We start from the raw sequence: 25,100 nt of genomic DNA on the forward strand, positions 1-25,100 counted from the left end.
CCCCTGTTGCGCTTCGCGCTCGTCCTCGAACGCCGGACGGGCTGGAATGGGCGGAGCTCAGGAATAAGGGACGGGTCGGGGCGGAGGGGGCGAAATGCCCTCCTAGCACCTCAGCCGCTCCGACACATTTCCTCCGTACGGCAGTACCCCCTTTTGGGTCGGATCGTTGGGCTTCGCGGGCGCTGCGAGCCGAATCGCGTGCAGGCTTGGAGTCCATCCTGCCGCGCCCAACGGAGGACACCCCTATGAGCACGCCGCCCCTCGCCTCAGGTCCAGAAGGCCCCGGTGCGCTGCGGCCGTTGCTCGACACCGTGCTCGGCGCGCTGCGCGAGGGCGCCGAGGCCAGGGGCGGCCCGCTGCCGGCCGGGGGACCGGAGGAGGTGGCGCGGCGGGTGCGGGACGCGGTCGGCGACGTACTGCCGCGGCAGGGAAGCGAAGACGCCCTGCACATCCTTGTGCGGGCACTGGCCGAAGGCGCCGCGGACCCCGCGCATCCCCTGTGCGTCGCCCACCTGCACTGTCCGCCCCTCGCCGTAGCCGTCGCCGCGGACCTCGCCGCCTCGGCTCTCAACCCCTCCCTGGACTCCTGGGACCAGGCCCCGGCCGCCTCCGAGCTGGAGGCGCTGGTGACACGGGCGCTGGCACGGGAAGCCGGCGCGGCGGACGCCCTCGTCACCACCGGCGGCACCGAGTCCAACCAGCTCGCCCTCCTGCTGGCCCGAGAGGCACACGGCGGCGTACGACTCGTCCACGGGGCCAACGCCCACCACTCTCTGCCCCGCGCCGCCTGGCTGCTGGGCCTGCCCGACCCCGTCGTCGTCCCCGCGCCCGCCGGCACCATGGACCCCGTAGCGCTCTGCGAGGCCCTCACCGAGCTGCACGGCCCCCTGCTCGTCGCCGCCACCGCCGGCACCACCGACGCCGGGCTCATCGACCCGCTGCCCGAGATCGCCGACCTGTGCGCCACCCACGGCGCCCGCCTCCACATCGACGCCGCCTACGGCGGAGGCCTCCTCCTCAGCGACCGCCACCGCGGGAAACTCGACGGACTCGACCGCGCCGACACCGTCACCCTCGACCTGCACAAGCTCGGCTGGCAGCCCGTCGCCGCGGGCCTCCTCACCGTCCGCGACGAGCACGACCTCACCGCACTGGCACACCGCGCCGACTACCTCAACGCCGACGACGACACCGAAGCGGGCCTCCCCGACCTCCTCGGCCGCTCCCCGCGCACCACCCGGCGGCCCGACATCCTCAAGATCGCCGTCACCCTCAAGACACTGGGGCGCGACGGGATCGGCGCGCTCGTCGACCAGGTATGCGCCCACGCCGACGAGTTCGCCGAGCTCATAGCCGCCCACCCCCGCTTCGAGCTCTACGACCGGCCGGTCATCAGCACCGTCCTGTTCCGGCCCGCCGAAGCCACCGACGACGCCATCGCCGCCGTACGCCGCACCCTCCTGCACGAAGGGCGTGCCGTCCTCGGACGCGCCACCCTCGACGGCCGGCGCTGGCTCAAAGCCACCCTCCTCAACCCCCACACCCGGCCCGGCGACCTGGCCGAACTCCTGAAACTGGTGGAAGGACACACACCCCGATGAGCGCGACGCCCAACCCCCCACGCCCAGCCGCCGAAGCACCCCGCGACCTGGTGGGCATCGGCATCGGCCCCTTCAACCTCTCCCTCGCCGCCCTCGCCCAGCCCCTCACCGAACTCGACACCGTCTTCTACGAACAGCGCCCCGGCTTCGACTGGCACCCCGGCCTCCTCATCGACGGCACCACCCTCCAAGTCCCCTTCCTCGCCGACCTGGTGACCCTCGCCGATCCCGCGAGCCCCTGGTCGTTCCTCAACTACCTCAAGGCCCGCGACCGCCTCTTCCCGTTCTACTTCGCCGAGCGCTTCCACATCCAGCGCGCCGAATACGACGCCTACTGCCGCTGGGTCGCCGAGGGCCTCCCCGGACTCCACTTCGGCCACCAGGTCGACGCCGTCCGCTGGAACCCCGAACGCGCCCTGTTCGAGGTCGACTTCACCCAGCTCGACACCGACGGAGAAGCCGAATCCCTCGGCCGCGCCTACACCCGCAACATCGTCCTCGGCGTCGGCACCGCCCCCCACATCCCCGAGCCCCTCAAACCCCTCGTCGCGGCCCCCGGCGTGCCCGTCATCCACGCCGCCGACTACCTCGAACACCGCGAGCGGTTCCTCACCGCCGAACACATCACCGTCATCGGCGCCGGACAGTCGGGCGCGGAAGTCTTCCTGGACCTGCTGCGCAACCGGCCCGTCGGACGCGAGAAGATCCACTGGCTCGCCCGCTCCGAAGCCTTCGCACCCATGGAGTACTCCAAGCTCGGCCTGGAGCACTTCACCCCCGACCACACCCGCTACTTCCACGCCCTCACCGAACCCGTGCGCGACCGGCTCGTCGCCGCCCAATGGCGGCTCCACAAAGGCATCGACGCCGGCACCATCGCCGCCATCCACGACGAGCTCTACCGCCGCAGCCTGGACGGCGGCTGGCCCGACGCCGTCCTCACCCCCGGTGTCACCGTCCGCACCGCCGGACGCGTCGCCACCACCAAGGTCGAACTCCACCTGGAACACGTCCAGCAGGGCGCCCGCTCCCGCCTCACCACCGACGCCGTCGTCCTCGCCACCGGCTACCGCGAACGCCCCCTGGGCCGCATCCTCGCCGGCCTCGACCCCTACCTCCGCCGCGACAGCTCCGGACGCCCGCGCGTCGACGACCGGTTCCGCCTGGTCCTCGACCCCTCCGTCACCGGACACGTACACGTCCAGAACGCCGAACTCCACACCCACGGCGTCGGCGCCCCCGACCTCGGCCTCGCCGCCTGGCGCAGCGCCACCATCCTCAACTCCCTGACGGGCAAGGACCCCTACCCGCTCCCCGCGCGAACGGCCTTCACCACCTTCGGACTCGAACAACAGGCCCAGATCCCGTCCGCCCGCCAGGAACGCGTCCTGACCCCCCTGACGGACGGGATCCGCAACAGCCGAGCCTGATCCGTCAGAAGACGGGCGTGCCGTCGCGCGTCAGCTTCCAGTCCACCGACGCGAACTCCGCCGGATCCAGCGCGCCCTTCGCCGTCACCCACTCCGCGATCCGCGTCCGGATCTCCGTCGACTCCGCCCACAGCTCCGTCGCGGACGCCACATGCGGGAACGCGCCACCACCATTGGCCCGGTAGTTGTTCACCGCCAGCACGAACTGCTGCGCGTCATCCAGCGCCGCCCCGTTGTACGTCAGGTTCTTGATCCGCGAACCCTCCGCCTGCGCGATGTCGATGTCGTACCGCAGACCCGACACGTAGTCGTAGTTGTAGTCCGGGCGGTTGTTCGCGTTCGTCAGCTTCTCCGTGTCGATCACCGCGCCCGCCGCCGTCCGCACGAAGTAGTTCGCCGAGTACTCCAGGTACGCCCGCACCTGAGCACCCGTCAGCAGCTTCGCCACCAGCGTGTTGTCGTACACGTACAGGCTCGACAGATCCCGGATCGTCACGTTCCCGGCCGGGATCTCCGATGTGCGCGAGAAGGGCGAAGCCTGCGCGATCACCGGCAGCGACGCGTACGCCGTCCCCACCAGCGCCGCCTTGACCACGTCCTCCTGCACCTTGGTGATCAGGTCGATGATCGGAGCGTCCTTGTACCGCGCCTCGACCGTCGTCAGCGTCTCCGTGGCCGTGCCCACCACCTGGTTGACATACGCCACCACCACATCGTGCTCGTCCTTCAACAGCCGGGTGATCCGCGGATCGTCGGCGACCGAGTTCGAGTTACGGACCGACGCCGCCACCGACTCGACCGTCCACTTCCCCTTCTCGAAAACCAGCTCGAAGTCGAAGAGGGACAGCCGCTCCGCGTAGGCCAGCGGCTCCGAAAGGACCACCGTCCTGCCGGTCGCCGTGTTGGTGACCTTCAACTCCGGGATCTCCACATGCGCGTGCCCGACCAGAATCGCGTCGATACCCGGCACCTGCTGAGCCACCAGCGCCGCCGAGTTCTCCACGTACGGCAACTGGTCACCGTACGACGACGTACCCGACGAACCGGAGTGCGCCGACACCACGACGACGTCCGCGCCCATCGACCGCAGCTTCGGCACCCACTTCGCCGCCTGCTCCTCCAGACCCGGGAACACCAACTTGCCCTGCACATACGCCTTGTCCCAGATCGCGATACCCGGGTTCGTCAGACCGAGCACCGCCACCTTCACCGGCGGCGCACCCCGCACCTGGAACTTCTTGATGAAGTACGGCGGGAAAGCCGGCTTCAGCGTCTTCGCGTCCAGCGCGTTCGCACCCAGCAGCGGGAAACGGCACTGCTCCTCGAACTTCCGCAGCGTCTCGATGCCGTAGTTGAACTCGTGGTTGCCGAGAGCCACCGCGTCGTAGCCGATGGCATTCATCGCCTGCGCCATCGGGTGGACCGGACCGCCCTTCGCGGTGATCGGATCGACCTTCGCGTAGTAGTACGTCAGCGGAGTGCCCTGAATCGTGTCACCCGCGTCCAGAAGCAGCGTGTTCGAGCGGCCCCTCTCCTTGCGGATCGCGTTCACCAGCGTCGAAATCCGCGCCAGGCCCTGCGCGTTGCCCGCCGTGTCCTGGTACTCCGCGTTCTTGAAGTAGTCCCAGTTGAAGACATGACCGTGCAGATCCGTCGTGCCCATCACCGTCAGCGAATACCGCTTCTTCATGGGCCTTCCGCCCTTCTTCGACTCGGCGGCCTCGGCCGCCGGAGCCGCCACCGCCCCGGCGAGCGCGACCCCCGCCCCCGTCACGGCGGACTTCTTCAGGAACTTACGGCGGTTCAGCGACATCTCAGAGACTCCTCAGGAAACAGTCAACAACGCGCGTAGATTCTGGCCCACGAGCCACTGCCGCAACAGGTCCAGGACGTTTCGATCTGGTGACCTGTAGACGCCACAACACGCCTCCTGGTGACAGAGTGGGGCGTATGGCACCCACCGCAGAGGAACCCCAACCCGCCCTCCCCTACGGCACCCCCGACTCGCCCCGCATCGCCGTCCGGGGGGAAGCCCACCTCGAGGTCGACCCCGAGATCGCCCGCATCGGCATCACCGTCAGCGCCCGCGGCACCGACCGCCGCGACGCACTCGCCGACCTCACCCGCCGCAACACCACCGCACTCGACCTCGTAAAGACCTACGGCGACGCCGTCGAACGCGTCGAGACCGGCGCCTTCTCCATCAGCCCCGAACTCACCAAACACGGCCGCGGCGAACGCGTCCGCGCCTACCACGGCCGCGTCCACATCACCGCCGAACTCACCGACTTCACGGCACTCGGCGAACTGACCACCCGCCTCGCGGACCTCGACCTCACCCGCGTCGACGGCCCCTGGTGGGCGCTGCGCCCCACCTCGCCCTCCCACCGCCAGGCCCGCCAGCAAGCCGTCCGCGAAGCCGTCCAACGCGCCCGCGAATACGCCGAAGCCCTCGGCACCACCCTTTCCGCCCTCGTCGAACTTGCCGACATCGGCGCCGAGAACGCCCAGCAGTACTCCCAGGCCCCGGGTCGCGCCATGCGCTCCATGGCCTACGCGGAGGCCGCCGCCGACGAAACCGCCGCCCTCGACCTCGAACCCCAGCGCCAGCACGTCTACGCCCAGGTGAACGCCCGGTTCACCATGGCACCGCCGCGGCTCTAGTTCCCCTCCGGTTCCCCGGGAAAGACTTATTCGGAATTGTGCCCGAGGGAGCACGGAAAGCGACCCCCGCGCTCATCGGAGCACCCCCGCGCACAATTCAACGCTTGGCAATAACCCTTCACGCAAAGGTTGTTGAGTAGTCATGCGGCGCCAATTACCTACCCGCCGGTAAGGCCTACGCTCGAAACATGCGCCGAGTAAAAATCGTCTGTACATTGGGCCCAGCCACCGACTCGTACGACCAGATCAAAGCACTGGTCGACGCCGGAATGGACGTAGCCCGCTTCAACCTCAGCCACGGCACCTACGCCGACCACGAGGAGCGCTACCACCACGTGCGCAAGGCCTCCGACGAGTCCGGCCGCAGCGTTGGCATCCTCGCCGACCTTCAAGGCCCGAAGATCCGGCTCGGCCGCTTCGCCGAAGGCCCCGTACTCCTTGAACGCGGAGACACCTTCACCATCACCGTCGAAGAAGGCGTCCAGGGCGACCGCCAGACCTGCGGAACGACCTACGAGGGACTCGCCGCCGACGTCACCACCGGCGAACGCATCCTCGTCGACGACGGCAAGGTCTGCCTCGAAGTCACCTCCGTCGACGGCCCCCGCGTCCACACCACCGTCATCGAAGGCGGCATGGTCTCCGACAACAAGGGCCTCAACCTCCCCGGCGTCGCCGTCTCCGTCCCCGCGCTCTCCGACAAGGACGAAGCAGACCTGCGCTGGGCCCTGCGCACCGGCTGCGACGTCATCGCGCTGTCCTTCGTACGCAGCGGACGCGACATCGAGGACGTCCACCGCATCATGGACGAGGAGGGCCGCCGCCTCCCCGTCATCGCCAAGGTCGAGAAGCCCCAGGCCGTCGACAACATCGACGACATCGTCGCCGCCTTCGACGGCATCATGGTCGCCCGCGGCGACCTCGGCGTCGAAATGCCCCTGGAGCAGGTGCCGATCGTCCAGAAGCGCGCGGTCAAGCTCGCCAAGCGCAACGCCAAGCCGGTCATCGTCGCCACCCAGATGCTCGACTCGATGATCGAGAACTCCCGGCCCACCCGCGCGGAGGCCTCCGACGTCGCCAACGCGGTCATCGACGGCACGGACGCCGTGATGCTCTCCGGCGAGACGAGCGTCGGCAAGTACCCGATCGAGACGGTCCGCACCATGAGCCGCATCGTGGAAGCCGCCGAGGAGGACATCCTCGAGAAGGGGCTCCCGCCGCTCACCGACCGCAACAAGCCCCGCACCCAGGGCGGCGCCGTGGCCCGTGCCGCCGCCGAGATGGGCGACTTCCTCGGCGCCAAGTTCCTCGTCGCCTTCACCCAGTCCGGCGACACCGTCCGCCGCCTGTCGCGCTACCGGTCGCCGATTCCGCTGCTCGCCTTCACCCCGGCGCCGGAGACCCGCTCCCAGCTCAACCTCACCTGGGGCGTGGAGACCTTCCTCGGGCCGCACGTCGACTCCACCGACGCCATGGTCGACCAGGTCGACGAGCTCCTCCTCAAGTACGGCCGCTGCGAGAAGGGCGACATCGTCGTCATCACCGCCGGCTCCCCGCCCGGAGTCTCCGGCTCGACCAACCTCGTACGCGTCCACCACATCGGCGAGGACGACAGCCCCAAGTAGGGGGCGTCAGTACTTGGGACCTACGTGGGTGTCCATGAGGGTGGTCGAGGCCCTGCGGGCGATGGAGATGTTGAAGGGGTCGCTTCCGCGGGCGAGGGTCGTCCACCCGACGCCCACCTTGTCGAGGGTGTCGCTGAAGAGCTTCCGGATGTCGTCGGACTTGTTGGTGAAGAAGTACCGGGGGTACTCGTAGCGCTTGCGCTCACCGCCGACGAGGCGGGTCGTCCAGTTGGTAACGCGGCAGCCGTCGGAGTGGATGAGCCCCCGGATGAACTCCCAGGGGTGGGCATCGACGATTTCCTGCTGCCAGGGTTCGAGGAAGATTCGGCGGTCGTGCTTCTTGCCGGGGCCGTGCTGGGGGAAGAGGCAGGGCCAGTGCCGGCTGTAGCCAACGACTGAGACGTAGCCCACGGCCTGAACTCGGTTCGACTTCCTGCTGGGGTTGATGGTCTCGATGGCGGCAGCGCAGGCCTCGATGAGGCCCGGCCAGGTGTTGGCGCACGCGATGCGCAGCACGTAGCCCGCTCGCATGCCGCTGATGCAGCCGTCGCCAAGGTAGAGCCCCAGGAGGTAGCTGTAGGCCGCCTTGTCGACGGGCGGCTCAGCCCTTGGACCGCATCTCGCGCACGGCCTACGCCGCATCCGCGGCAACGGGTCGATTCGTGACTGCCAGGAACGGATCGCTGCTCGGGAGACCCCGGTCTCCTTGCTCACCGAGTTCATGCTGCGCCCCTGGGCGACCATGGTCAGCGCCCGCTTACGTGTGCCCATGTCGTACATGCGGCCACCCTGAGCGACTGATCGTCACGGTGTGCAGCGAAAAGCGGATGTTCACGAGAACGGGAACATCCGCTTTCCGGTAGTGACCTTGGAATGTAAGGAAAAGTGCCCCGAGTCGGATTCGAACCGACGCTGTATGGGTTTTGAATCCATCGTCTCTACCGCTGGACTACCGGGGCTTCCTCTAAAACAAAGGCTGGCGGTCACCCGCCGTGTCCTTACTTTACCGCAGCTAGGTAGGCTCTTGTCAGCAGTACCCCGCCCCGAACGAGGAGCCCCCGTGACCGCCCCCGAGTCGCCACAGCCCGTAGACGCGCCCGACGACGACAAGTCGCACGTGCCTCCGCTGACGACCCGCGTCGTCATCGCCGAGGACGAGGCGCTGATTCGTCTCGACCTCAAGGAGATGCTGGAGGAAGAGGGTTACAGCGTCGTGGGTGAGGCCGGTGACGGTGAGCACGCCGTCGAGCTGGCCCGGGAGCACAAGCCGGACCTCGTGATCCTCGACGTGAAGATGCCCAAGCTCGACGGGATCTCCGCCGCCGAGAAGATCGCCGAAGAGGGCATTGCCCCCGTGCTGATGCTGACCGCGTTCTCCCAGCGCGACCTGGTCGAGCGGGCCCGCGACGCCGGCGCGATGGCGTACCTGGTGAAGCCGTTCAGCAAGAGTGACGTGGTGCCGGCCATCGAGATGGCGGTGTCGCGGTTCACCGAGCTGAAGCAGCTGGAGCAGGAGGTCGCGGACCTCAGCCAGCGCCTGGAGACCCGGAAGCTGGTCGACCGCGCGAAGTCGGTTCTGCAGACGCAGTACGGACTGACCGAGCCGGCCGCGTTCCGGTGGATCCAGAAGACGTCGATGGACCGCCGGATGTCGATGCAGCAGGTCGCCGAGGCGGTCATCCAGGACGCCGAGGAGAAGAAGTCCGCGAAGGGCTGAGCCCGCCGGATGTGCGTACGAGAAGGCCCGCGGCCCCTGTCCGACAGGGGCCGCGGGCCTTCTCGTACGCACCGGAGGAGCTAGTCCTCGCCCAGGTACGCCTTCCGGACGGACTCGTCGTGCAGGAGGTCCTGACCGGCGCCGGTCAGAACGATGCTGCCGACCTCCATGACGTGGCCGTGGTCGGCGAGGGAGAGCGCCGCCTGGGCGTTCTGCTCGACGAGGAGGATCGTCGTGCCCTGGGACTTGAGCTCGACGATGGTGGACATGATCTTCTGCATCATGATCGGCGAGAGGCCCATGGAGGGTTCGTCGAGCATGAGCAGTTTGGGCTGGGACATGAGCGCACGGCCCATGGCGAGCATCTGCTGCTCACCGCCGGAGAGGGTTCCCGCGGCCTGCTTCCTGCGTTCCCCGAGGATGGGGAAGAGGTCGTAGGCGCGCTGGATGTCCTTCTCGATGGCCGGCTTGTCGTCGCGGAGGAAGGCACCGAGGCGCAGGTTGTCCTCGATGGTCATGCGGGGAAAGATGTGCCGGCCCTCGGGGGAGTGGGCGAGTCCCAGCGCGACGATCTGGTGTGCGGGGGTCTTCTTCAGGGACTTGCCGTTGAACTTGATCTGGCCGCCGGCGGGCTTGAGGAGGCCGGACAGGGTGCGCAGGGTGGTGGTCTTGCCGGCGCCGTTGGTGCCGATGAGGGTGACCACCTCGCCGGCCTCGACCTTGAAGGAGATGCCCTTGACGGCCTCGATCTTGCCGTAGGCGACCCGGAGGTCCTCGACTTCGAGCAGTGCGGTCATCGGTCGGTCTCCTTGCCGGGCGCGTCCTTCGTGGTGCCGGCGTTCGCCTCGGCGGCTTCGACTTCGGCGACCTCTTCGTCGCCCGGGGCGTCCTCGAAGGGTTCGCCGAGGTAGGCGGCGATGACGCGTTCGTCGCCCTGGACGGTCGCGCTGTCGCCCTCGACGAGCTTCTCGCCCTGCACGAGTACGGCGACGCGGTCGCACAGGTTGAAGATGAACCGCATGTCGTGCTCGATGACGAGTACGGCGATGCCCATGTCGCGGATGGCGAAGACGAGTTCCTCGGTGGCCCGGGTCTCCTGCGGGTTCATGCCGGCGGTGGGCTCGTCGAGGAGCAGCAGGCCGGGCTCGCTGGCCAGGGCTCGCGCGATCTCGAGCTTGCGCTGCTCGCCGTAGGGGAGGTTCCTGGCGAGGTGGTCGCGCTTGGCGGCGAGGCCGATGAACTCGAGGAGTTCCATGGCGCGTTCCTCGGACGCCTTCTCGGCCTTCTTGAAGCCGGGTCCGCGCAGGAGTGCGGACCAGAGGCCTTCCTTGGTGCGGGTGTGCCGGCCGACGAGGACGTTTTCCAGGACCGTCATGTTGGCGAAGAGACGGATGTTCTGGAAGGTGCGGGCGACGCCTGCCGCGGTGACCTTGAAGGACTTGGGCGGCAGGACGGTGCCCTTGTAGCGGACCTCTCCCTCGGTGGGGATGTAGAGGCCGGTGAGGCAGTTGAAGAAGGTCGTCTTGCCGGCGCCGTTGGGGCCGATCAGTCCGACGATCTCGCCGCTGTTGACGGTGAGGTCGACGTTGCGTACGGCGGTGAGGCCGCCGAAGCGCATCGTGACGCCGCGGGCGTCGAGTACGACTTCGCCGGGTGCGTTGGCGCCGGAGGAGGCTGCCGGTGTGGTGGTCTCGGTAGTCATGGTGGTCAGGCCCCTGCCTTGCTGAGGACTGTGGGTGCTTCCGCGTCTTCGTGGAATTCGAGCTGGCGGCGCCGGTTCGGGATGAGGCCTTCCGGGCGGAAGCGCATCAGCAGGACGAGCGCGAGACCGAAGGCGAGGAGCTGGTAGTCGTCGAGGAACTGGAGCTTGGCCGGGATGAGGTAGAGCAGTGCGGCGCCGATGAGCGGTCCGCTGATGGTGCCCATGCCGCCGAGGACGACTGCCGCGAGCAGGAACGCCGAGTTGGGGGGGACGACGTTGGCGAAGGTGTACTGCTCGGGGGTCACGGTGTAGGTGACGTGTGCCTGGACGGTACCGGCGAGGCCGGCGAGCGCGGCGCCGAGGGCGAAGGCGATGAGCTTGACCTTGAAGCCGTTGATGCCCATGGCGAGCGCGGCGGTCTCGTCCTCGCGGATGGCGACCCAGGCGCGGCCGATGCGGGAGTCGCTGCTGCGTCGGAAGACGACGACCACGACCAGGGTGATGAGGAGCATCAGCAGGAAGTAGTTGGCGAATCGCGCGATGGTGAATCCGCCGAAGCTGTGTTCGGCGCCGAAGTCGAAGCCGAGGATGTTGAGGTTCGGGATCGACGCGATGCCGTTGGAGCCGTTGGTGATGTCGGGGCCCGAGGTGCCGTCCATGTTGAGGACGCCGATGCGGAAGATCTCACCGAAGCCGAGGGTCACGATGGCGAGGTAGTCGCCGCGGAGCCGCAGGGTGGGGGCGCCGATCAGGACACCGAAGACCATGGCGACGGCCGCGCCGAGCAGGGCGGAGGCCCAGAACGGGAGCTGGACGTCGAACGGGGAGGACGGGGAGCCGGAGACCATGGCCGCGGTGTAGGCGCCGACGCCGAGGAAGGCGACGTATCCGAGGTCGAGGAGGCCGGCGAGGCCGACGACGATGTTCAGGCCGAGGGCGACGGTGGCGAAGATGAGGATGTAGACGCCGATGGTCGCGTACTGGTCGTCGGACTGGGTGAAGGGGAAGGCCGCGGCGGCGAGGAACGCGCCGAGCATCGTCACGTTGCGGTGCTCCGCGGTGATGGCGGAGAGCCTGCTGACGAGGCCGGCCTTGGCGGCGGCGGCGAAGCCGAAGCCCGTGATGATGAGGAAGCCGACGAAGAGTTCGTCGTACTGGGTGCCGATGCCGTACGTGAAGACGATCAGGCCCAGGGCGAGCGCCGCGACGATGATCAGGATCTCGGCGTACGCGGGCAGCTTGCGGGCCGGCGCGGGGGTGCCGGAGGCGAAGGCGGCCTTGATGACGCTGACGCTGTTGCGTACGTCGAGGGCAAGCCGCTCGCGGGGGGTGTCCTCGGGGTCGGCGATGTCCGGCTCCGGCCGCTGGAACGGCAGGGCGAGGGCGCCGAGGAGGGCGCCGAGGGTGGCGATGGCGGCGATGTAGCCGCCGGGTTCGAGGTTGACGACGCCGCCGAGCTGGACGGTGATCGCGATGACCGTGAACCAGGCGGTGGCGAAGGCGCCGAGCGCGGAGAGCTTGATGGCGCTGTCGGCGCTCGCGGGTACCAGCCAGCCCAGGCCCTTGATGCCGTAGGAGGCGAGGCCGAAGAGGGTGGTGAGGACGCCGCCGATGAGGACGAGGACCTGGAGGCCGCCCGGGTAGCCGTAGACGGTGAGGTCACCGGGGAACTCGGAGGTCCAGGTCCAGGCGAGGAAGGCGGAGACGACGGTGAGGACGCCGCCGCCGGTGGCGAGGGCGCGGCCGATGGCCGGGGGGATGGCGACGAGGCCCGTGGGCTTTCCCTGGGTGGGGGTGCCGGGCGTCTCGGGAGCGGTGGTCTGTGTGGTCATCGGTGTCACGCCCTGTCCGCCACGCGCTCACCGAGCAGGCCCTGTGGCCTGAACAGGAGCACGAGGATGAGAAGTACGAAAGCCCAGACGTTGGCCCAGGACTGGCCGCCGAGCTGCGACATGCCGGGGACGTCGGCGATGTAGGCGGTGGCCATGGTTTCGGCGAGGCCGAGGACGAGTCCGCCGATCATGGCGCCGTAGATGTTGCCGATGCCGCCGAGGACGGCGGCCGTGAAGGCCTTGAGGCCGAGGAGGAAGCCCATACGGAAGTCGATCTGGCCGTACTTGAATCCGTAGGCCACGCCCCCGATGGCGGCGAAGGCGGCGCCGAGGGCGAAGGCGACCACGATGATGCGGTCGGTGTTGATGCCCATGAGCTTGGCGGTGTCAGGGTCCTGGGCGGTGGCCTGCATGCCGCGTCCGGTGCGGGTCTTCATCACGAAGTAGGCGAGGATCGCCATGCTGATGGGGGCGGCGACGAAGAGGAACACGTCGCCAGTCTGGATGGTGACGCTGCCGATCTCGAAGGGTCCGCCGGGGATGCTCGGGAAGGTGATGGCGGACTTGGCGTTCGGGTACCAGGCCCAGACCGCCTGCTGGAGGGCGAGCGAGAGACCGATGGCGGTGATGAGGGGGGCGAGGCGTGGCGCGGTGCGCAGCGGGCGGTAGGCGAACCGTTCCGCTCCTACGGCGACCGTGGTGGAGACCACGATGGCGCCGATGAGCATGAGGGGCAGCGCGAGCCACATGGTGGTGCCGTCGGGCAGGATGTACAGGTAGACCGTGAGGGCGCCGAAGGCCCCGGTCATGAAGATCTCGCCGTGGGCGAAGTTGATGAGCTGGACGATGCCGTAGACCATTGTGTAGCCGATGGCGACGAGCCCGTACATGGATCCCAGTAGCAGGCCGTTGACCAGCTGCTGCGGCAGTTCGTTCACCGCATGTCCTCCGAGACGTTCGGATGTCGGATTGTTCGACGGGTGGGGCCGGATGCGAGTCCGCGCGGGGCGCCTGTGGTGCGGCGCCCCGCGCGGCTCGTCGGTGTGCGGGTGGGGATCAGCCTGTGTAGGTACCGGACTTCACGGGCTTCCAGGCACCGTTCTCGACCGCGTACACGGTGAGCTGCTTGTTGGTCGCGTCACCGAACTCGTCGAAGGAGACCTTGCCGGTCACACCGTCGAAGGAGACGTTCTGCATGGCCGCGGTGACCTTGGCGCGGGCGTCGTCCGGGAGCTTGCCGTCGTTGTCCTCGACGACCTTCTTCACGGCCTCGATGATCGCCCATGCCGAGTCGTAGGAGTAGCCGCCGTAAGCCTCGTAGGCGTCCTTGTAGCCGGCTTCCTTGTAGTTGGCGACGAACTCCTTGGCGGAGGGCAGTTCCTCGACCGGGGCGCCGACGGAGGTGGCGAGGTCGCCGGTCGCGGTGGCGCCGGCCAGCTTGATGAAGTCGGCGCTGTAGATGCCGTCACCGCCGACCACGGGGATCTTGGCGCCGGCGGCCTTGATCTGCTTGCTGAGCGGGCCGGCCTGCGGGTACTCGCCGCCGTAGTAGACGACGTCCGCGCCGGAGCTCTTCACCTGGGTGGCGATCGCGGAGAAGTCCTTGGTGTCCGGGTCGATGTGCTGCGTGCCGGCCACCGTGCCGCCGAGCTTCTTGAACTCCTCCGTGAAGGTGGCGGCCAGACCGGCGCCGTAGGTCTTCTTGTCGTCGATGACGAAGACCTTCTTCTTCTTGGAGTCGTTGTAGACGTACTGCGCGGCGAACGGGCCCTGGATGGCGTCCGTGGTCGCGGTGCGGAAGTACGACTTGTACGGGCGGGCCTTGGTGCCGCCGTTCCACTCCGTGCCCTGGGTGAGCGCCGGGTTGGTGTTGGCGGGGGAGACCTCGACGAGCTTGGCGTCGTCGAAGACCTTCTGCATGGACTCGGCGACGGAGGAGTTCAGCGGGCCGACCACGCCGAGGACCGCCTTGTCGGCGACGAGCTTGGTGGCGTTCTGCTGGCCCGAGGCGGGCTGCGCCTGGTCGTCGAGGGCCTCGATCTTGAAGGTGACGCCGTCGACGAGCTTCTGCTCGTTGGCCTGCTTGGCGGCGAGGTCGACCGAGTTCTTGATGCCGAGACCCAGAGCGGACAGGTCGCCGGTCAGCGGGGCGTCGACGCCGATGGTGACGGTGGTGCCACCGTCACCGGAGCTCGAGTCGCCGTCGTCGTCGCGCGAGCCGCAGGCGGTAAGGGTCAGTGCCCCCGCCGCCAGCGCGGCGGTGATGGCGATGAACGAACGTTGGCGCACGGTCAGTCCTTTCCCTGGCGCGGCCCTCCCCCATGGAAGCGGCCGAGTCGAGCGCTGAGCCGAAATAGTTTCGAATCCTTGGCGCGGTGACTGGGCGTGACTCTAAGCGGGTGATGGGAAAAACGAGGAGGGTCTGGGGAAGGCTGTGACTCTCTTGTTATGACACGAGGTAATGCAGAGCGGTACTGAGTGGGTGGAACAGCGGAATTCAGGCCGATTCGCCCTGTCCGCATGCTGAGAACGCGCAGGACTCGGAGGGGTGTGTTCAGGAGTGTTCTAGGGCTTTGGTGATGACCCGGAATTGTTGCCGCAGGCTACCTGGAGGGCTTCCGAGAGGTCTTGGGCGTATCGCTCGCCCAGGATGAAGCTGTGCACTTGTATTGCGCTTGCATTACGCAGCGTTACATCCAGGAAAGGGAGTCCGGCGTTCCGGGGCACTTTCGCGCATTCGCCCACGTGCATGGTGATCGTGATCCGGCGGGGAGATCCCGCTCTCGTGCGGAACGGAGGGCGCGGCACGGAGGTGAGGGAGAGGCCGGCGGAGGGCTGTCCGATCCGCGTCACGGTGACCGGGGGACCGGAACTCACGGTGAACTCGACCGCGAAGGTGAAGGCCCCCGGCGGCTCGTCCCGGGGCGGGTCCGCCCTGCCCGCGTAGCGGACATCGGTCACCTGGGAAGGGAACGGAAGGGCGGGCGGCGGTGGCTGCCGGGGCCGGGTGACGTAGAGAGAGCCGCCTGCGACGAGGACGGCGCCGGACAGCGCGCCGGCCAGTACGGCACGGCGGTGCCGGACGTACAGCCCGGTCAGCGGCCCGCGCGGGGCCTCGGCGGGCAGCGGGGTGCCCGGTTCCGGGGCGTCCCGCGCGCGGGTGCCCTCGCCCGGCTCGACGGGACCGATGCCGCTCACTGCCACCCGCCTTCGGCCGGGGAGACGTGCGCTGCCGCGGCGGGCCCTTGCGCGAGGGCGCCGCTCACCGCTGCGGCGGCCCTTCGTGCGGGCGCGCCGTTCACCGCGACGCGTCTTCGCTCGGGCGCGCCGTCCACCGCGACGCGTCTTCGCTCGGGTAAGCCGGTCGCTGCGACGCGCGATCGCCCGGTGGCGCCGTTCACCGCCACAGGCCTTCGCTCCGGGTGCCGTTCACTGCCATGGACCTCCGCTGGGGGTGCCGTCGCGATAGCGCTCCGCGCACAGGTCGCGCGATCCGCGATCAATCAACTGCTCGGCCGCTTCGGGGCCTTGGCGCTTCCTTTCGGCCCGGGCGGCGTCCACGACCTTCATCAGGATCTCGTACTGCCCGTTGGACAGGCCCATCGACTGGTAGTCGCCGTAGGTGTCCTGGCCCAGTGCCTCTCGCGACCAGTGTGAGACGAGACGCGCGCACAGATCCTCAGGAGGCGTGGACGCCGACGGCGCGGCGGAGCCGGGGCGCGCGGAACTCCCCGCGCCCTCGGCGCCGGACTCCCCGCAGCCGGTGAGCGGGCCACCGGTCAGGAGCGTCAGACCGATTCCGAACCCGAGCGCCGTCCGCGGCCAAGGTGCTCCAGCCGTTCGCATAGGTTGACGCTAAGCCGCCGGGTGCCCGGGATCAACGGATGAGGACATCAACGGTCGAGGACATCGTCGGTCTGGGGCGTCAACGGACGAGGACGGGACGGGGCGCGGGACTGTGAACTGGAGCGAGCACCTCGACGAGTACTGCGAGCGGGGTTCGGCGGCCTTCTGGGCCGAGCCCGTCAACGCGGTGAGCAACCTCGCCTTCCTCGTGGCGGCGTTCGGGCTCTGGCGCGTCCTGCGGCCCTGCCCGCGGGTGCCCACGAGCATCGCGCTGCTGGCCCCGGGCATGGCGCTCATCGGCATCGGCAGCTTCGCCTTCCACACGCTGGCGACGCGGTGGTCCCAGGTGCTCGACGTTCTGCCCATCACCGTGTTCGTGCTCTTCTGCCTCGCGTGCTTCCTGCGCTGGTTCCACGGTCTCGGGTGGCGCAGATGTGCCCTGGGCGTGGCCGCCTTCGTGGCCTTCACCGCCGTGTTCGGCGCGCTGGCCGGCGACCTCGTCCCGAACCGCTCCGGCATGTACGTGCCGGTGCTGCTGCTGTTGGCCGGGCTCGCGGTGACCCTGCGCGGGTCGGGGGAGGCGGGCCGGGCCGCCCAGTGGCGGGAGTTCGCGGTGGCGGCCGTCGTCTTCGCGGTCGCGCTGGCCGCCCGCACGGTGGACGAGGGGATCTGCGGCGCGTTCCCGCTGGGCACGCACTTCCTGTGGCACACCCTCGACGGCGTACTGGTCTTCCTGGTGTCCCGCGCCCTGGTCCGCCGCTGGCGGTACCTGGCGGACCAGGGTCCTGCGACGGCCGTGGGGGAGCGCCCGGCACCGGTGAGCGGCTGAGCCTCCGCCGCTCGGTAGGGGGGGCGGAACTCCGGCAGGAGGTCGGTGGGACGGGCGGAACCCCGGCAGGTCGGCCCGCCGGAGTGATCCGTGTCCTCGGCCCGCCGGTCCCTGGCGTGCCGAGGAAGCCCGAGTGCCTCATCGCCGAGCTGCAGGCGGTCAGCCGGTGGGCGCGTCCTTGAGCATGCAGGTCAGCCGGGCGGTGCAGACGCGCTTGTCCGCCTCGTCCGTGATGACGATCTCGTACGTCGCCGATGACCTGCCCCGGTGCACGGGCGTGGCCACGCCCGTGACCAGCCCGGAGCGCACCCCGCGGTGGTGCGTGCAGTTCAGGTCGACGCCCACGGCGATCTTGGAGCTGCCGCCGTGCAGCATGGCCCCGACGGAGCCGATGGTCTCCGCGAGGACGGCGGAGGCGCCCCCGTGCAGGAGGCCGTACGGCTGCGTGTTGCCCTCCACCGGCATCGTGCCGACCACGCGCTCGGCGGAGGCCTCGATGATCTGCACGCCCATCCGACTGCCGAGGTGGCCCGCCGAGAAGAGCGCGGACAGGTCGACGCCCAGCGCGGCGTACTCGTCGATGACCTCTTGCGGGAACTTCACGGTGTGCTGCTCGCCCATGGGGCCCGACTCCGTCCGTCGTGGATCACTGTGGAGTGGTGGGCCGGTCCGGGCGGACCGATCTCACCGGTTCACTGAGCGAACGCTCAGTCGGTCGCCGATTGTTCCAGACGTACGACCACGGATTTGCTGGCGGGGGTGTTGCTGGTGTCGGCGGTCGCGTCCAGCGGGACCAGGACGTTGGTCTCCGGGTAGTAGGCGGCCGCGCAGCCCCGGGCGGTGGGGTAGTGCACGACACGGAATCCGGGGGCGCGGCGCTCGACGCCGTCCGTCCACTCGCCGACCAGGTCGACGTAACTGCCGTCCGCGAGGTCGAGCCGCCGCGCGTCGTCGGGGTTGACGAGCACGACCCGGCGGCCGTTCTTGATGCCCCGGTAGCGGTCGTCCAGGCCGTAGATCGTGGTGTTGTACTGGTCGTGCGAGCGAAGGGTCTGCAGGAGCAGCCGTCCCTCGGGGAGCTTCGGGTACTCGACGGTCGCGGCCGTGAAGTTGGCCTTGCCGGTGGCCGTCGGGAAGCGGCGTTCGTCGCGCGGGGCGTGCGGGAGCGCGAAGCCCGCGGGGTTCGCCACCCGGGCGTTGAAGTCCTCGAAGCCGGGGATCACGCGGGCTATTCGGTCGCGGACGGTCGCGTAGTCCTTCTCGAACTCCTCCCAGGGCGTGCGGGATTCATGGCCGAGGACGCGACGCGCGAGCCGGGCGACGATGGCAGGCTCGGACAACAGGTGCTCGCTCGCGGGCTCCAGCCGGCCACGCGACGCGTGCACCATGCCCATGGAGTCCTCGACGGTCACGAACTGTTCGCCGCTGCCCTGGAGGTCACGCTCGGTGCGGCCGAGGGTCGGCAGGATCAGGGCACGCGCGCCGGTGACCACGTGCGAGCGGTTCAGTTTCGTCGACACGTGCACGGTGAGGCGGGCGCGGCGCATGGCCGCCTCGGTCACCTCCGTGTCGGGGGACGCCGACACGAAGTTGCCGCCCATCGCGAAGAAGACCTTCGCGTCGCCGTCACGCAGCGCGCGTATGGCCCGTACGACGTCGTAGCCGTGCTCGCGCGGGGGCGTGAACCCGAACTCCCGCTCCAGGGCGTCCAGGAAGGCCGGGGAGGGCCGCTCGAAGATGCCCATCGTGCGGTCGCCCTGCACGTTCGAGTGGCCGCGGACCGGGCACACGCCCGCGCCGGGGCGGCCGATGTTGCCGCGCAGCAGCAGGAAGTTGACGACCTCCCGGATCGTCGGCACGGCGTGCTTGTGCTGGGTGAGGCCCATGGCCCAGCACACGATGGTTCGCTCGGAGGCGAGGACGAGGCGGAGCGCCTCGTCGATCCTCTCCCGGGTGAGGCCGGTCGCGGTGAGCGTCTCCTCCCAGTCGGCGGCGCGGGCGGCCTCGGCGAACTCCTCGTAGCCGTGGGTGTGTTCGCGGACGAAGTCCTCGTCGACCGCGCCCGAGCCCGCGCCGGAGGCGCTGTCGGACTCTTCGAGGATCAGCTTGTTCAGGAGGCGGAAGAGTGCCTGGTCGCCGCCGAGGCGGATCTGGAGGAACAGGTCGGTGAGGGCGGCGCCCTTGAGCATGCCCTGGGCGGTCTGCGGGTTCTTGAAGCGCTCGAGTCCCGCCTCGGGCAGCGGGTTGACGGTGATGATTTTCGCGCCGTTGGCCTTGGCCTTCTCCAGCGCGGACAGCATGCGGGGGTGGTTCGTGCCCGGGTTCTGTCCGGCGACGATGATCAGGTCCGCCTGGTACAGGTCGTCGAGCAGGACGCTGCCCTTGCCGACGCCGATGGTCTCGTTGAGCGCTGAACCGGACGATTCGTGGCACATGTTGGAGCAGTCCGGCAGGTTGTTCGTGCCCAGCTCGCGGGCGAACAACTGGTAGAGGAAGGCCGCTTCGTTGCTCGTGCGTCCGGAGGTGTAGAAGAGGGCTTCGTCGGGGGAGCCGAGCGCGGCGAGCTCCTCGGCGACGATGTCGAAGGCGCGCTCCCAGGTGACCGGTTCGTAGCGGTCGGCGCCCTCCGCCAGGTACATGGGGTGGGTGAGGCGTCCTTGCTGGCCCAGCCAGTAGCCGCTGCGGGTGGCGAGGTCGGCCACGGTGTGCGCGGTGAAGAAGTCCGGGGTGACGCGGCGCAGGGTGGCCTCCTCGGCCACCGCCTTCGCGCCGTTCTCACAGAACTCCGCCGCGTGCCGGTGCTCGGGCTCGGGCCAGGCGCAGCCCGGGCAGTCGAAGCCGTCCTTCTGGTTGACCCGGAGGAGGGTGAGCGCGGTGCGGCGCACGCCCATCTGCTGCTGGGCGGCGCGCAGGGTGTGCCCGATGGCGGGCAGTCCGGCCGCGGCGTGCTTCGGCTCCGCGACCTGCGGCGCGTCCTGAACCGGATCGCTCGTGGGCGGCTTGCTGGCCATCGCGGGGATCCCTTCGCATGCAGGTGTGATGTACGTCTCCGATCTTCGCACGCGTGTCCGACAACGACCCTGCCGGGCCGTGCGGGCTCTCACTGTCAGTGCCACGTGGCAGGATCGGGGTCGTGGCAGAAACAGCAGCGAAGAAGACCGACAAGACCTCCGGCGAGACGCGTCCGCGGCTGATGCTCATGGACGGGCACTCGCTGGCGTACCGCGCGTTCTTCGCGCTGCCCGCGGAGAACTTCACGACGGCGACGGGCCAGCCGACGAACGCGATCTACGGCTTCGCCTCGATGCTGGCGAACACGCTGCGCGACGAGTCGCCCACGCACTTCGCGGTGGCGTTCGACGTCTCCCGCAAGACCTGGCGCTCCGAGGAGTTCACCGAGTACAAGGCGAACAGGTCGAAGACCCCGGACGAGTTCAAGGGGCAGGTCGAGCTGATCGGTGAGCTGCTCGACGCGATGCACGCGGAGCGGTTCGCGGTCGACGGCTTCGAGGCGGACGACGTCATCGCGACGCTCGCCACCCAGGCCGAGGCCGCGGGCTTCGATGTGCTCATCGTCACCGGTGACCGCGACTCCTTCCAGCTCGTGTCCGAGCACACGACGGTGCTGTATCCGACGAAGGGTGTCTCGGAGCTGACCCGCTTCACTCCGGAGAAGGTCTTCGAGAAGTACGGTCTGACGCCGGCGCAGTACCCCGACTTCGCGGCGCTGCGCGGCGACCCGTCCGACAACCTGCCGGGCATCCCCGGTGTCGGCGAGAAGACCGCGGCGAAGTGGATCAACCAGTTCGGTTCGTTCGCGGAGCTGGTCGAGCGCGTCGACGAGGTCAAGGGCAAGGCCGGGCAGAACCTCCGCGACCACCTGGAGGCGGTGAAGCTCAACCGCCGTCTCACGGAGATGGTGAAGGACGTGGAGCTGCCCAGGACGGTCACCGAGCTGGAGCGCGCCGCGTACGACCGCAAGGCGGTGGCGATGGTCCTGGACACCCTGGAGATCCGCAACCCGTCACTGCGTGAGCGGCTCCTCGCCGTCGACCCGGGGGCGGAGGAGACCGAGGACGCCCAGCCGGTCACCGAGGGCGTCGAGCTGGACGGCAAGGTGCTGGGCGCGGGCGAGCTGAAGCCGTGGCTCGCCGAGCACGGTACGAAGGTCCTGGGGCTGGCCACGGTCGACACCTGGGCGCTCGGCGTGGGCTCGGTGACCGAGGTCGCGCTCGCCACCGCCGACGGCGCCGCCGCGTGGTTCGACCCGACGGGGCTGGACGAGGCGGACGACAACTCGTTCGAGAAGTGGCTCGCCGACCCCGGCAGGCCCAAGGTCCTGCACAACGCCAAGGGCGCGATGCGGGTCTTCGCCGAGCACGGCTGGACCATCGAGGGCGTGTCCATGGACACCGCGCTCGCCGCGTACCTGGTCAAGCCGGGGCGCCGTTCCTTCGCCCTGGACGCGCTGTCCCTGGAGTACCTGGGCCGGGAGCTGGGGCCCACCGCGGCGGCCGACGGGCAGCTCGCCTTCGGCACCGACGACCAGGCCGAGGCCGACGCGCTGATGGTGCAGGCCCGCACGATCCTCGACCTGGGCGAGGCGTTCGGCGAGAAGCTGGCGGAGGCCGGCGCCGAAGATCTGCTGCGGGACATCGAGCTGCCGACGTCCGCGTTGCTGGCCCGCCTGGAGCGGCACGGCATCGCGGCCGACCGGGCGCACCTGGAGGCCATGGAGCAGATGTTCGCGGGTGCCGTGCAGCAGGCGGTGAAGGAGGCCCACGCCTCCGTGGGGCACGAGTTCAACCTCGGCTCGCCCAAGCAGCTCCAGGAGGTCTTCTTCGGCGAGCTCGACCTGCCCAAGACGAAGAAGACGAAGACGGGTTACACGACGGACGCGGACGCGCTGGCCTGGCTGGCCACGCAGACCGACCACGACCTGCCGGTGATCATGCTCCGGCACCGTGAGCAGGCGAGGCTCCGGTCGACGGTCGAGGGCCTGATCAAGACGATCGCGGTGGACGGCCGTATCCACACCACCTTCAACCAGACGGTGGCGGCGACGGGCCGTCTGTCGTCCACGGACCCGAACCTGCAGAACATCCCGGTCCGCACCGACGAGGGCCGGGCGATCCGCCGCGGTTTCGTGGTCGGCGAGGGCTTCGAGTCGCTGATGACGGCGGACTACAGCCAGATCGAACTGCGCGTGATGGCCCATCTCTCCGAGGACGAGGGCCTGTTGGAGGCCTTCACGTCCGGCGAGGACCTGCACACCACGGTGGCCTCGCAGGTGTTCTCCGTGGAGGGGGCCGGGGTCGACGCGGAGATGCGCCGCAAGATCAAGGCGATGTCGTACGGCCTGGCGTACGGCCTGTCGGCGTTCGGCCTCTCCCAGCAGCTCAACATCGACGCGGGCGAGGCGCGCGGGCTGATGGACACGTACTTCGAGCGTTTCGGCGGCGTACGGGACTATCTGCGCCGCGTGGTCGACGAAGCCCGCGCCACGGGCTACACGGAGACGCTGTTCGGCCGCCGCAGGCACCTGCCCGACCTCAACAGCGACAACCGTCAGCGGCGCGAGACGGCCGAGCGGATGGCGCTCAACGCGCCCATCCAGGGCACGGCCGCCGACATCGTCAAGATCGCCATGCTCAACGTGGACCGTGCGCTGACCGAGGCGGGCCTCAACTCCCGCATGCTTCTCCAGGTCCACGACGAAATCGTGCTGGAGATCGCCCCCGGCGAGCGCGCGAGGACCGAGGAGCTGGTCCGCCGGGAAATGGCGTCCGCCGTACAGCTCAGGGCTCCCCTCGACGTCTCCATCGGCTCCGGGGACGACTGGGAATCGGCGGCGCACTAGTTTTTCCGGGCCCGGGGGCCCTTAGCCCGCCCGGAGGGTTCGCCTCCCCGGCAGGGGTAAGGGGCCCCGGGCGAGCGCCGTCACCCGCGTGGCCCACGCAAAGACGCCCGTGCCGGGGGTGCCCGCAAGGATGCGAGCATGGGTATACGCATGCTCGATCGACGTACGGTCATCGCCACGGCCGTCGTCTCGGCGCTGCTGGCGCCGATACCCGCGGTCGCCGCGCACGCGAGCGCCGCTCAGGTTCCCGCTGCCTGCCGCTCCGTCCGCGACCCCGACCTCGCCGCCCGGATGTCCCGCGACATCCGGGCGGCGCTGTCGTCACGCGAGGGCACCGTCTCCGTGGCGGTGCGCGACGACAAAACCGGCCTGACCTGCGGACTCGCCAGCGCGCGCCAGTACGACTCGGCGAGTGTCGCCAAGCTCGTGATCATGGAGGGCGCCCTTCGCCGGGCGGAGGAGCTGGGGCGCGGGCTCACCAGGTGGGAGCGGACCAACGTACGGCCAATGATCATCAAGTCCGACAACGAGTCCGCCGTGCGCCTGTGGACCGACATCGGCCGCGTCCGGCTGAGCCGGTTCCTGACCCGTGCCGGGACGACGGGCACCGCCCTCGGCCCGAAGGGCTACTGGGGTCTGACCCGCACCACGGCCGCCGACCAGATGCGGCTGCTGGCGGTGCTCACCGACACCCGCTCCTTCCTGAAGACCCGCGACTACGGTCTGAGGCTGCTCAGCCAGGTCCGCCGCGACCAGCGCTGGGGGGTGCCCGCGGGTATGCCGAGAGGTCTGCGGGCACACGTCAAGAACGGCTGGCTGCCGCGCGCCACGCACGGCTGGCGGGTGCACAGTGTCGGCGCGTTCACCGGCCGCGACCGGATGTACCGCATCGTCGTCCTGTCGCACGACAACCCGACGATGGCGTACGGGGTCCGCACCATCGAGCGCATCGCGCAGGCGGTGCACCGCGGCCTGGGCCAGCGGCACGGTCCGGTGCGCAGCCTCACCCCGGAGAGCGAGATCAGCGAGGAGCCGGACGGCTCGGCTCCGAGCGAACCGCTGCCGGGCTGGGACGAGCCGGAGCCGGACGCCACATCCTGACCCCGACCGCGTACAGCGCGAGGCCCGGCAGGAGCCCGGCGCCCGCGCCGAAGCACAGCGTCGGGATCCACTCCCAGGGCTTCGCGTCGGCGCCCCGGTAGGACAGCCAGTGCGAGGCGCGCTGCACCGCGCCCGCGAGCGTGCACCCCCCGACGACGGCACCCGCCGTCCAACGGTCGGAACGGGACAGCGCGGGCACCCCCACGGGCTCGCCCGACGGAGTCCGCCGCACCGCGACGACCACGAAGAGCACGAGGACGACGGCCGCCACCGCCGAACTGCCGTACTGCGCGTACCAGTACACCGGTGAACCGGCCATATCCCGGCCCAGGAAGGGCAGCAGCTCCACACCCCACCGGTCGTGATGCGTGAACGCGTCCCACACGACATGCGTCAGCGCGCCGAGCGCCGCCGAGACGTACCAGCACGCCGCCGTCGAAGGACGCGGACGCTCGCGTGCGGCTCCGCACCGCAGCAGCCCCGCCACCCGCCCCTGCCGGGCCCGCGGCAGCAGCGCCACCAGCGGCTCGCGCAGTACCAGCCAGGCGCCCACGAGCGCCCAGGCGACGAGTACGTCGAAGGTGAGGACGCCGGTGAAGGAGTGGGTGAAGGCGCCGAACTCCATCGCTCCGGGCACCACACTCGCCACGTAGTAGGTCAGATCGGGAGCGAACGAACCAGCCACCAGAACCGCCGGCACCAGCCGGTCGCGACCGCTTCCGTCACCGCGCACGGCGGGCAGTACGGCGGCCGCGTGGCTGAGAGTGAAGGGCAAGTCGACCCCTTGTGGCTTACGTTGGCCGGGTGTGCCGGTCGCGGCGATCGCCCGCGTCCGGTGGACGCCCAGTATGAGGGACGGATGAGAACCGTCCGGCTGAGCACCCGGTCGGCTA

At 69.5% G+C, this 25,100-nt stretch carries 20 protein-coding genes and 1 tRNA gene; 8 read left to right on the top strand and 13 right to left on the bottom strand.

Annotation, left to right across the window (positions count from 1 at the left end; all coding sequences use genetic code 11):
• Positions 1-245 precede the first annotated feature (245 nt).
• A complete protein-coding gene (locus tag ACIBLC_RS21685) occupies positions 246-1,601 on the top strand; it encodes a pyridoxal phosphate-dependent decarboxylase family protein (RefSeq protein WP_399212704.1) in 1,356 nt (451 codons plus the stop codon).
• The gene (locus tag ACIBLC_RS21690; protein WP_399212705.1) at positions 1,598-3,031 is read left to right on the top strand and encodes a lysine N(6)-hydroxylase/L-ornithine N(5)-oxygenase family protein; all 1,434 of its coding nucleotides are present in this window, start codon (positions 1,598-1,600) and stop codon (positions 3,029-3,031) included. The genes ACIBLC_RS21685 and ACIBLC_RS21690 overlap by 4 nt, the downstream gene beginning before the upstream one ends.
• A 4-nt stretch (positions 3,032-3,035) precedes the next feature.
• On the opposite strand, the gene ACIBLC_RS21695 is transcribed toward ACIBLC_RS21690, so the two are convergent.
• On the bottom strand, positions 3,036-4,844 hold the full coding sequence (locus tag ACIBLC_RS21695; protein ID WP_399212706.1) for a bifunctional metallophosphatase/5'-nucleotidase: 1,809 nt from the start codon (positions 4,842-4,844) through the stop codon (positions 3,036-3,038).
• A gap of 137 nt (positions 4,845-4,981) precedes the next feature.
• Here ACIBLC_RS21695 and ACIBLC_RS21700 point away from each other — a divergent pair, with 137 nt between their 5' ends.
• Both ACIBLC_RS21700 and pyk read left to right on the top strand, forming a co-directional pair.
• The gene (locus tag ACIBLC_RS21700; RefSeq protein ID WP_399212707.1) at positions 4,982-5,695 is read left to right on the top strand and encodes an SIMPL domain-containing protein; all 714 of its coding nucleotides are present in this window, start codon (positions 4,982-4,984) and stop codon (positions 5,693-5,695) included.
• Between the two features lie 188 nt (positions 5,696-5,883).
• Positions 5,884-7,320, top strand: a complete 1,437-nt coding sequence (pyk, locus tag ACIBLC_RS21705; protein WP_399212708.1) for a pyruvate kinase — start codon at positions 5,884-5,886, stop codon at positions 7,318-7,320.
• A 6-nt stretch (positions 7,321-7,326) separates the two neighbouring features.
• On the opposite strand, the gene ACIBLC_RS21710 is transcribed toward pyk, so the two are convergent.
• Entirely contained in the window at positions 7,327-8,100 is a 774-nt protein-coding gene (locus ACIBLC_RS21710; RefSeq protein WP_399212709.1) for a transcriptional regulator, read from the bottom strand.
• A gap of 106 nt (positions 8,101-8,206) precedes the next feature.
• Positions 8,207-8,279: transfer RNA gene (locus tag ACIBLC_RS21715), tRNA-Leu, on the bottom strand.
• Between the two features lie 101 nt (positions 8,280-8,380).
• Here ACIBLC_RS21715 and ACIBLC_RS21720 point away from each other — a divergent pair.
• A complete protein-coding gene (locus tag ACIBLC_RS21720) occupies positions 8,381-9,037 on the top strand; it encodes an ANTAR domain-containing response regulator (protein ID WP_399212711.1) in 657 nt (218 codons plus the stop codon).
• Between the two features lie 80 nt (positions 9,038-9,117).
• Here ACIBLC_RS21720 and ACIBLC_RS21725 read toward each other — a convergent pair whose 3' ends face one another.
• The 7 genes from ACIBLC_RS21725 to ACIBLC_RS21755 all read right to left on the bottom strand — a co-directional run bounded on the left by ACIBLC_RS21725 (position 9,118) and on the right by ACIBLC_RS21755 (position 16,417).
• A complete protein-coding gene (locus tag ACIBLC_RS21725) occupies positions 9,118-9,834 on the bottom strand; it encodes an ABC transporter ATP-binding protein (protein ID WP_399212712.1) in 717 nt (238 codons plus the stop codon).
• Positions 9,831-10,739 (bottom strand): ABC transporter ATP-binding protein, encoded by a 909-nt coding sequence (locus tag ACIBLC_RS21730; protein ID WP_399212713.1) that lies wholly within the window; start codon positions 10,737-10,739, stop codon positions 9,831-9,833. The genes ACIBLC_RS21725 and ACIBLC_RS21730 overlap by 4 nt, the downstream gene beginning before the upstream one ends.
• Positions 10,740-10,744: 5 nt before the next feature.
• Complete coding sequence (locus ACIBLC_RS21735; protein ID WP_399212714.1) at positions 10,745-12,571, bottom strand: branched-chain amino acid ABC transporter permease; 1,827 nt, start codon at positions 12,569-12,571, stop codon at positions 10,745-10,747.
• A gap of 5 nt (positions 12,572-12,576) precedes the next feature.
• Positions 12,577-13,509: a branched-chain amino acid ABC transporter permease gene (locus ACIBLC_RS21740; protein WP_365427808.1), complete on the bottom strand. Its 933-nt coding sequence runs from the start codon at positions 13,507-13,509 to the stop codon at positions 12,577-12,579.
• Between the two features lie 118 nt (positions 13,510-13,627).
• Positions 13,628-14,860 carry a branched-chain amino acid ABC transporter substrate-binding protein gene (locus ACIBLC_RS21745; RefSeq protein ID WP_399212715.1) on the bottom strand — a complete coding sequence of 411 codons (1,233 nt, stop codon included), beginning with the start codon at positions 14,858-14,860 and terminating at the stop codon, positions 13,628-13,630.
• 276 nt (positions 14,861-15,136) lie between these two features.
• Positions 15,137-15,769 carry a Tat pathway signal sequence domain protein gene (locus ACIBLC_RS21750; protein ID WP_399212716.1) on the bottom strand — a complete coding sequence of 211 codons (633 nt, stop codon included), beginning with the start codon at positions 15,767-15,769 and terminating at the stop codon, positions 15,137-15,139.
• A 231-nt stretch (positions 15,770-16,000) separates the two neighbouring features.
• Positions 16,001-16,417, bottom strand: coding sequence for a hypothetical protein (locus tag ACIBLC_RS21755; protein WP_399212717.1), 417 nt, complete (start codon positions 16,415-16,417; stop codon positions 16,001-16,003).
• 112 nt (positions 16,418-16,529) lie between these two features.
• On the opposite strand from ACIBLC_RS21755, the gene ACIBLC_RS21760 reads away from it, so the two are divergent.
• Positions 16,530-17,246: a ceramidase domain-containing protein gene (locus ACIBLC_RS21760; protein ID WP_399212718.1), complete on the top strand. Its 717-nt coding sequence runs from the start codon at positions 16,530-16,532 to the stop codon at positions 17,244-17,246.
• Between the two features lie 159 nt (positions 17,247-17,405).
• Here the strand turns inward: ACIBLC_RS21760 and ACIBLC_RS21765 are convergent, their stop codons facing one another.
• Positions 17,406-17,867 (bottom strand): PaaI family thioesterase, encoded by a 462-nt coding sequence (locus ACIBLC_RS21765; RefSeq protein WP_399212719.1) that lies wholly within the window; start codon positions 17,865-17,867, stop codon positions 17,406-17,408.
• 86 nt (positions 17,868-17,953) lie between these two features.
• The gene (locus ACIBLC_RS21770; protein WP_399212720.1) at positions 17,954-20,257 is read right to left on the bottom strand and encodes an FdhF/YdeP family oxidoreductase; all 2,304 of its coding nucleotides are present in this window, start codon (positions 20,255-20,257) and stop codon (positions 17,954-17,956) included.
• A 122-nt stretch (positions 20,258-20,379) separates the two neighbouring features.
• Between ACIBLC_RS21770 and polA the strand changes: the two genes are divergently transcribed.
• Together polA and ACIBLC_RS21780 are read left to right on the top strand one after the other, a co-directional pair.
• The gene (polA, locus tag ACIBLC_RS21775) at positions 20,380-23,106 is read left to right on the top strand and encodes a DNA polymerase I (RefSeq protein ID WP_399212721.1); all 2,727 of its coding nucleotides are present in this window, start codon (positions 20,380-20,382) and stop codon (positions 23,104-23,106) included.
• 138 nt (positions 23,107-23,244) lie between these two features.
• On the top strand, positions 23,245-24,207 hold the full coding sequence (locus ACIBLC_RS21780; RefSeq protein WP_399212722.1) for a serine hydrolase: 963 nt from the start codon (positions 23,245-23,247) through the stop codon (positions 24,205-24,207).
• Here the strand turns inward: ACIBLC_RS21780 and ACIBLC_RS21785 are convergent.
• Positions 24,128-24,982: a DUF4184 family protein gene (locus ACIBLC_RS21785; RefSeq protein ID WP_399212723.1), complete on the bottom strand. Its 855-nt coding sequence runs from the start codon at positions 24,980-24,982 to the stop codon at positions 24,128-24,130. The two genes, ACIBLC_RS21780 and ACIBLC_RS21785, sit on opposite strands and share 80 nt — an antisense overlap.
• Positions 24,983-25,100: the final 118 nt, after the last annotated feature.

The sequence above is a fragment of the Streptomyces sp. NPDC050535 genome (assembly GCF_044457665.1).
GTDB lineage: Bacteria > Actinomycetota > Actinomycetes > Streptomycetales > Streptomycetaceae > Streptomyces.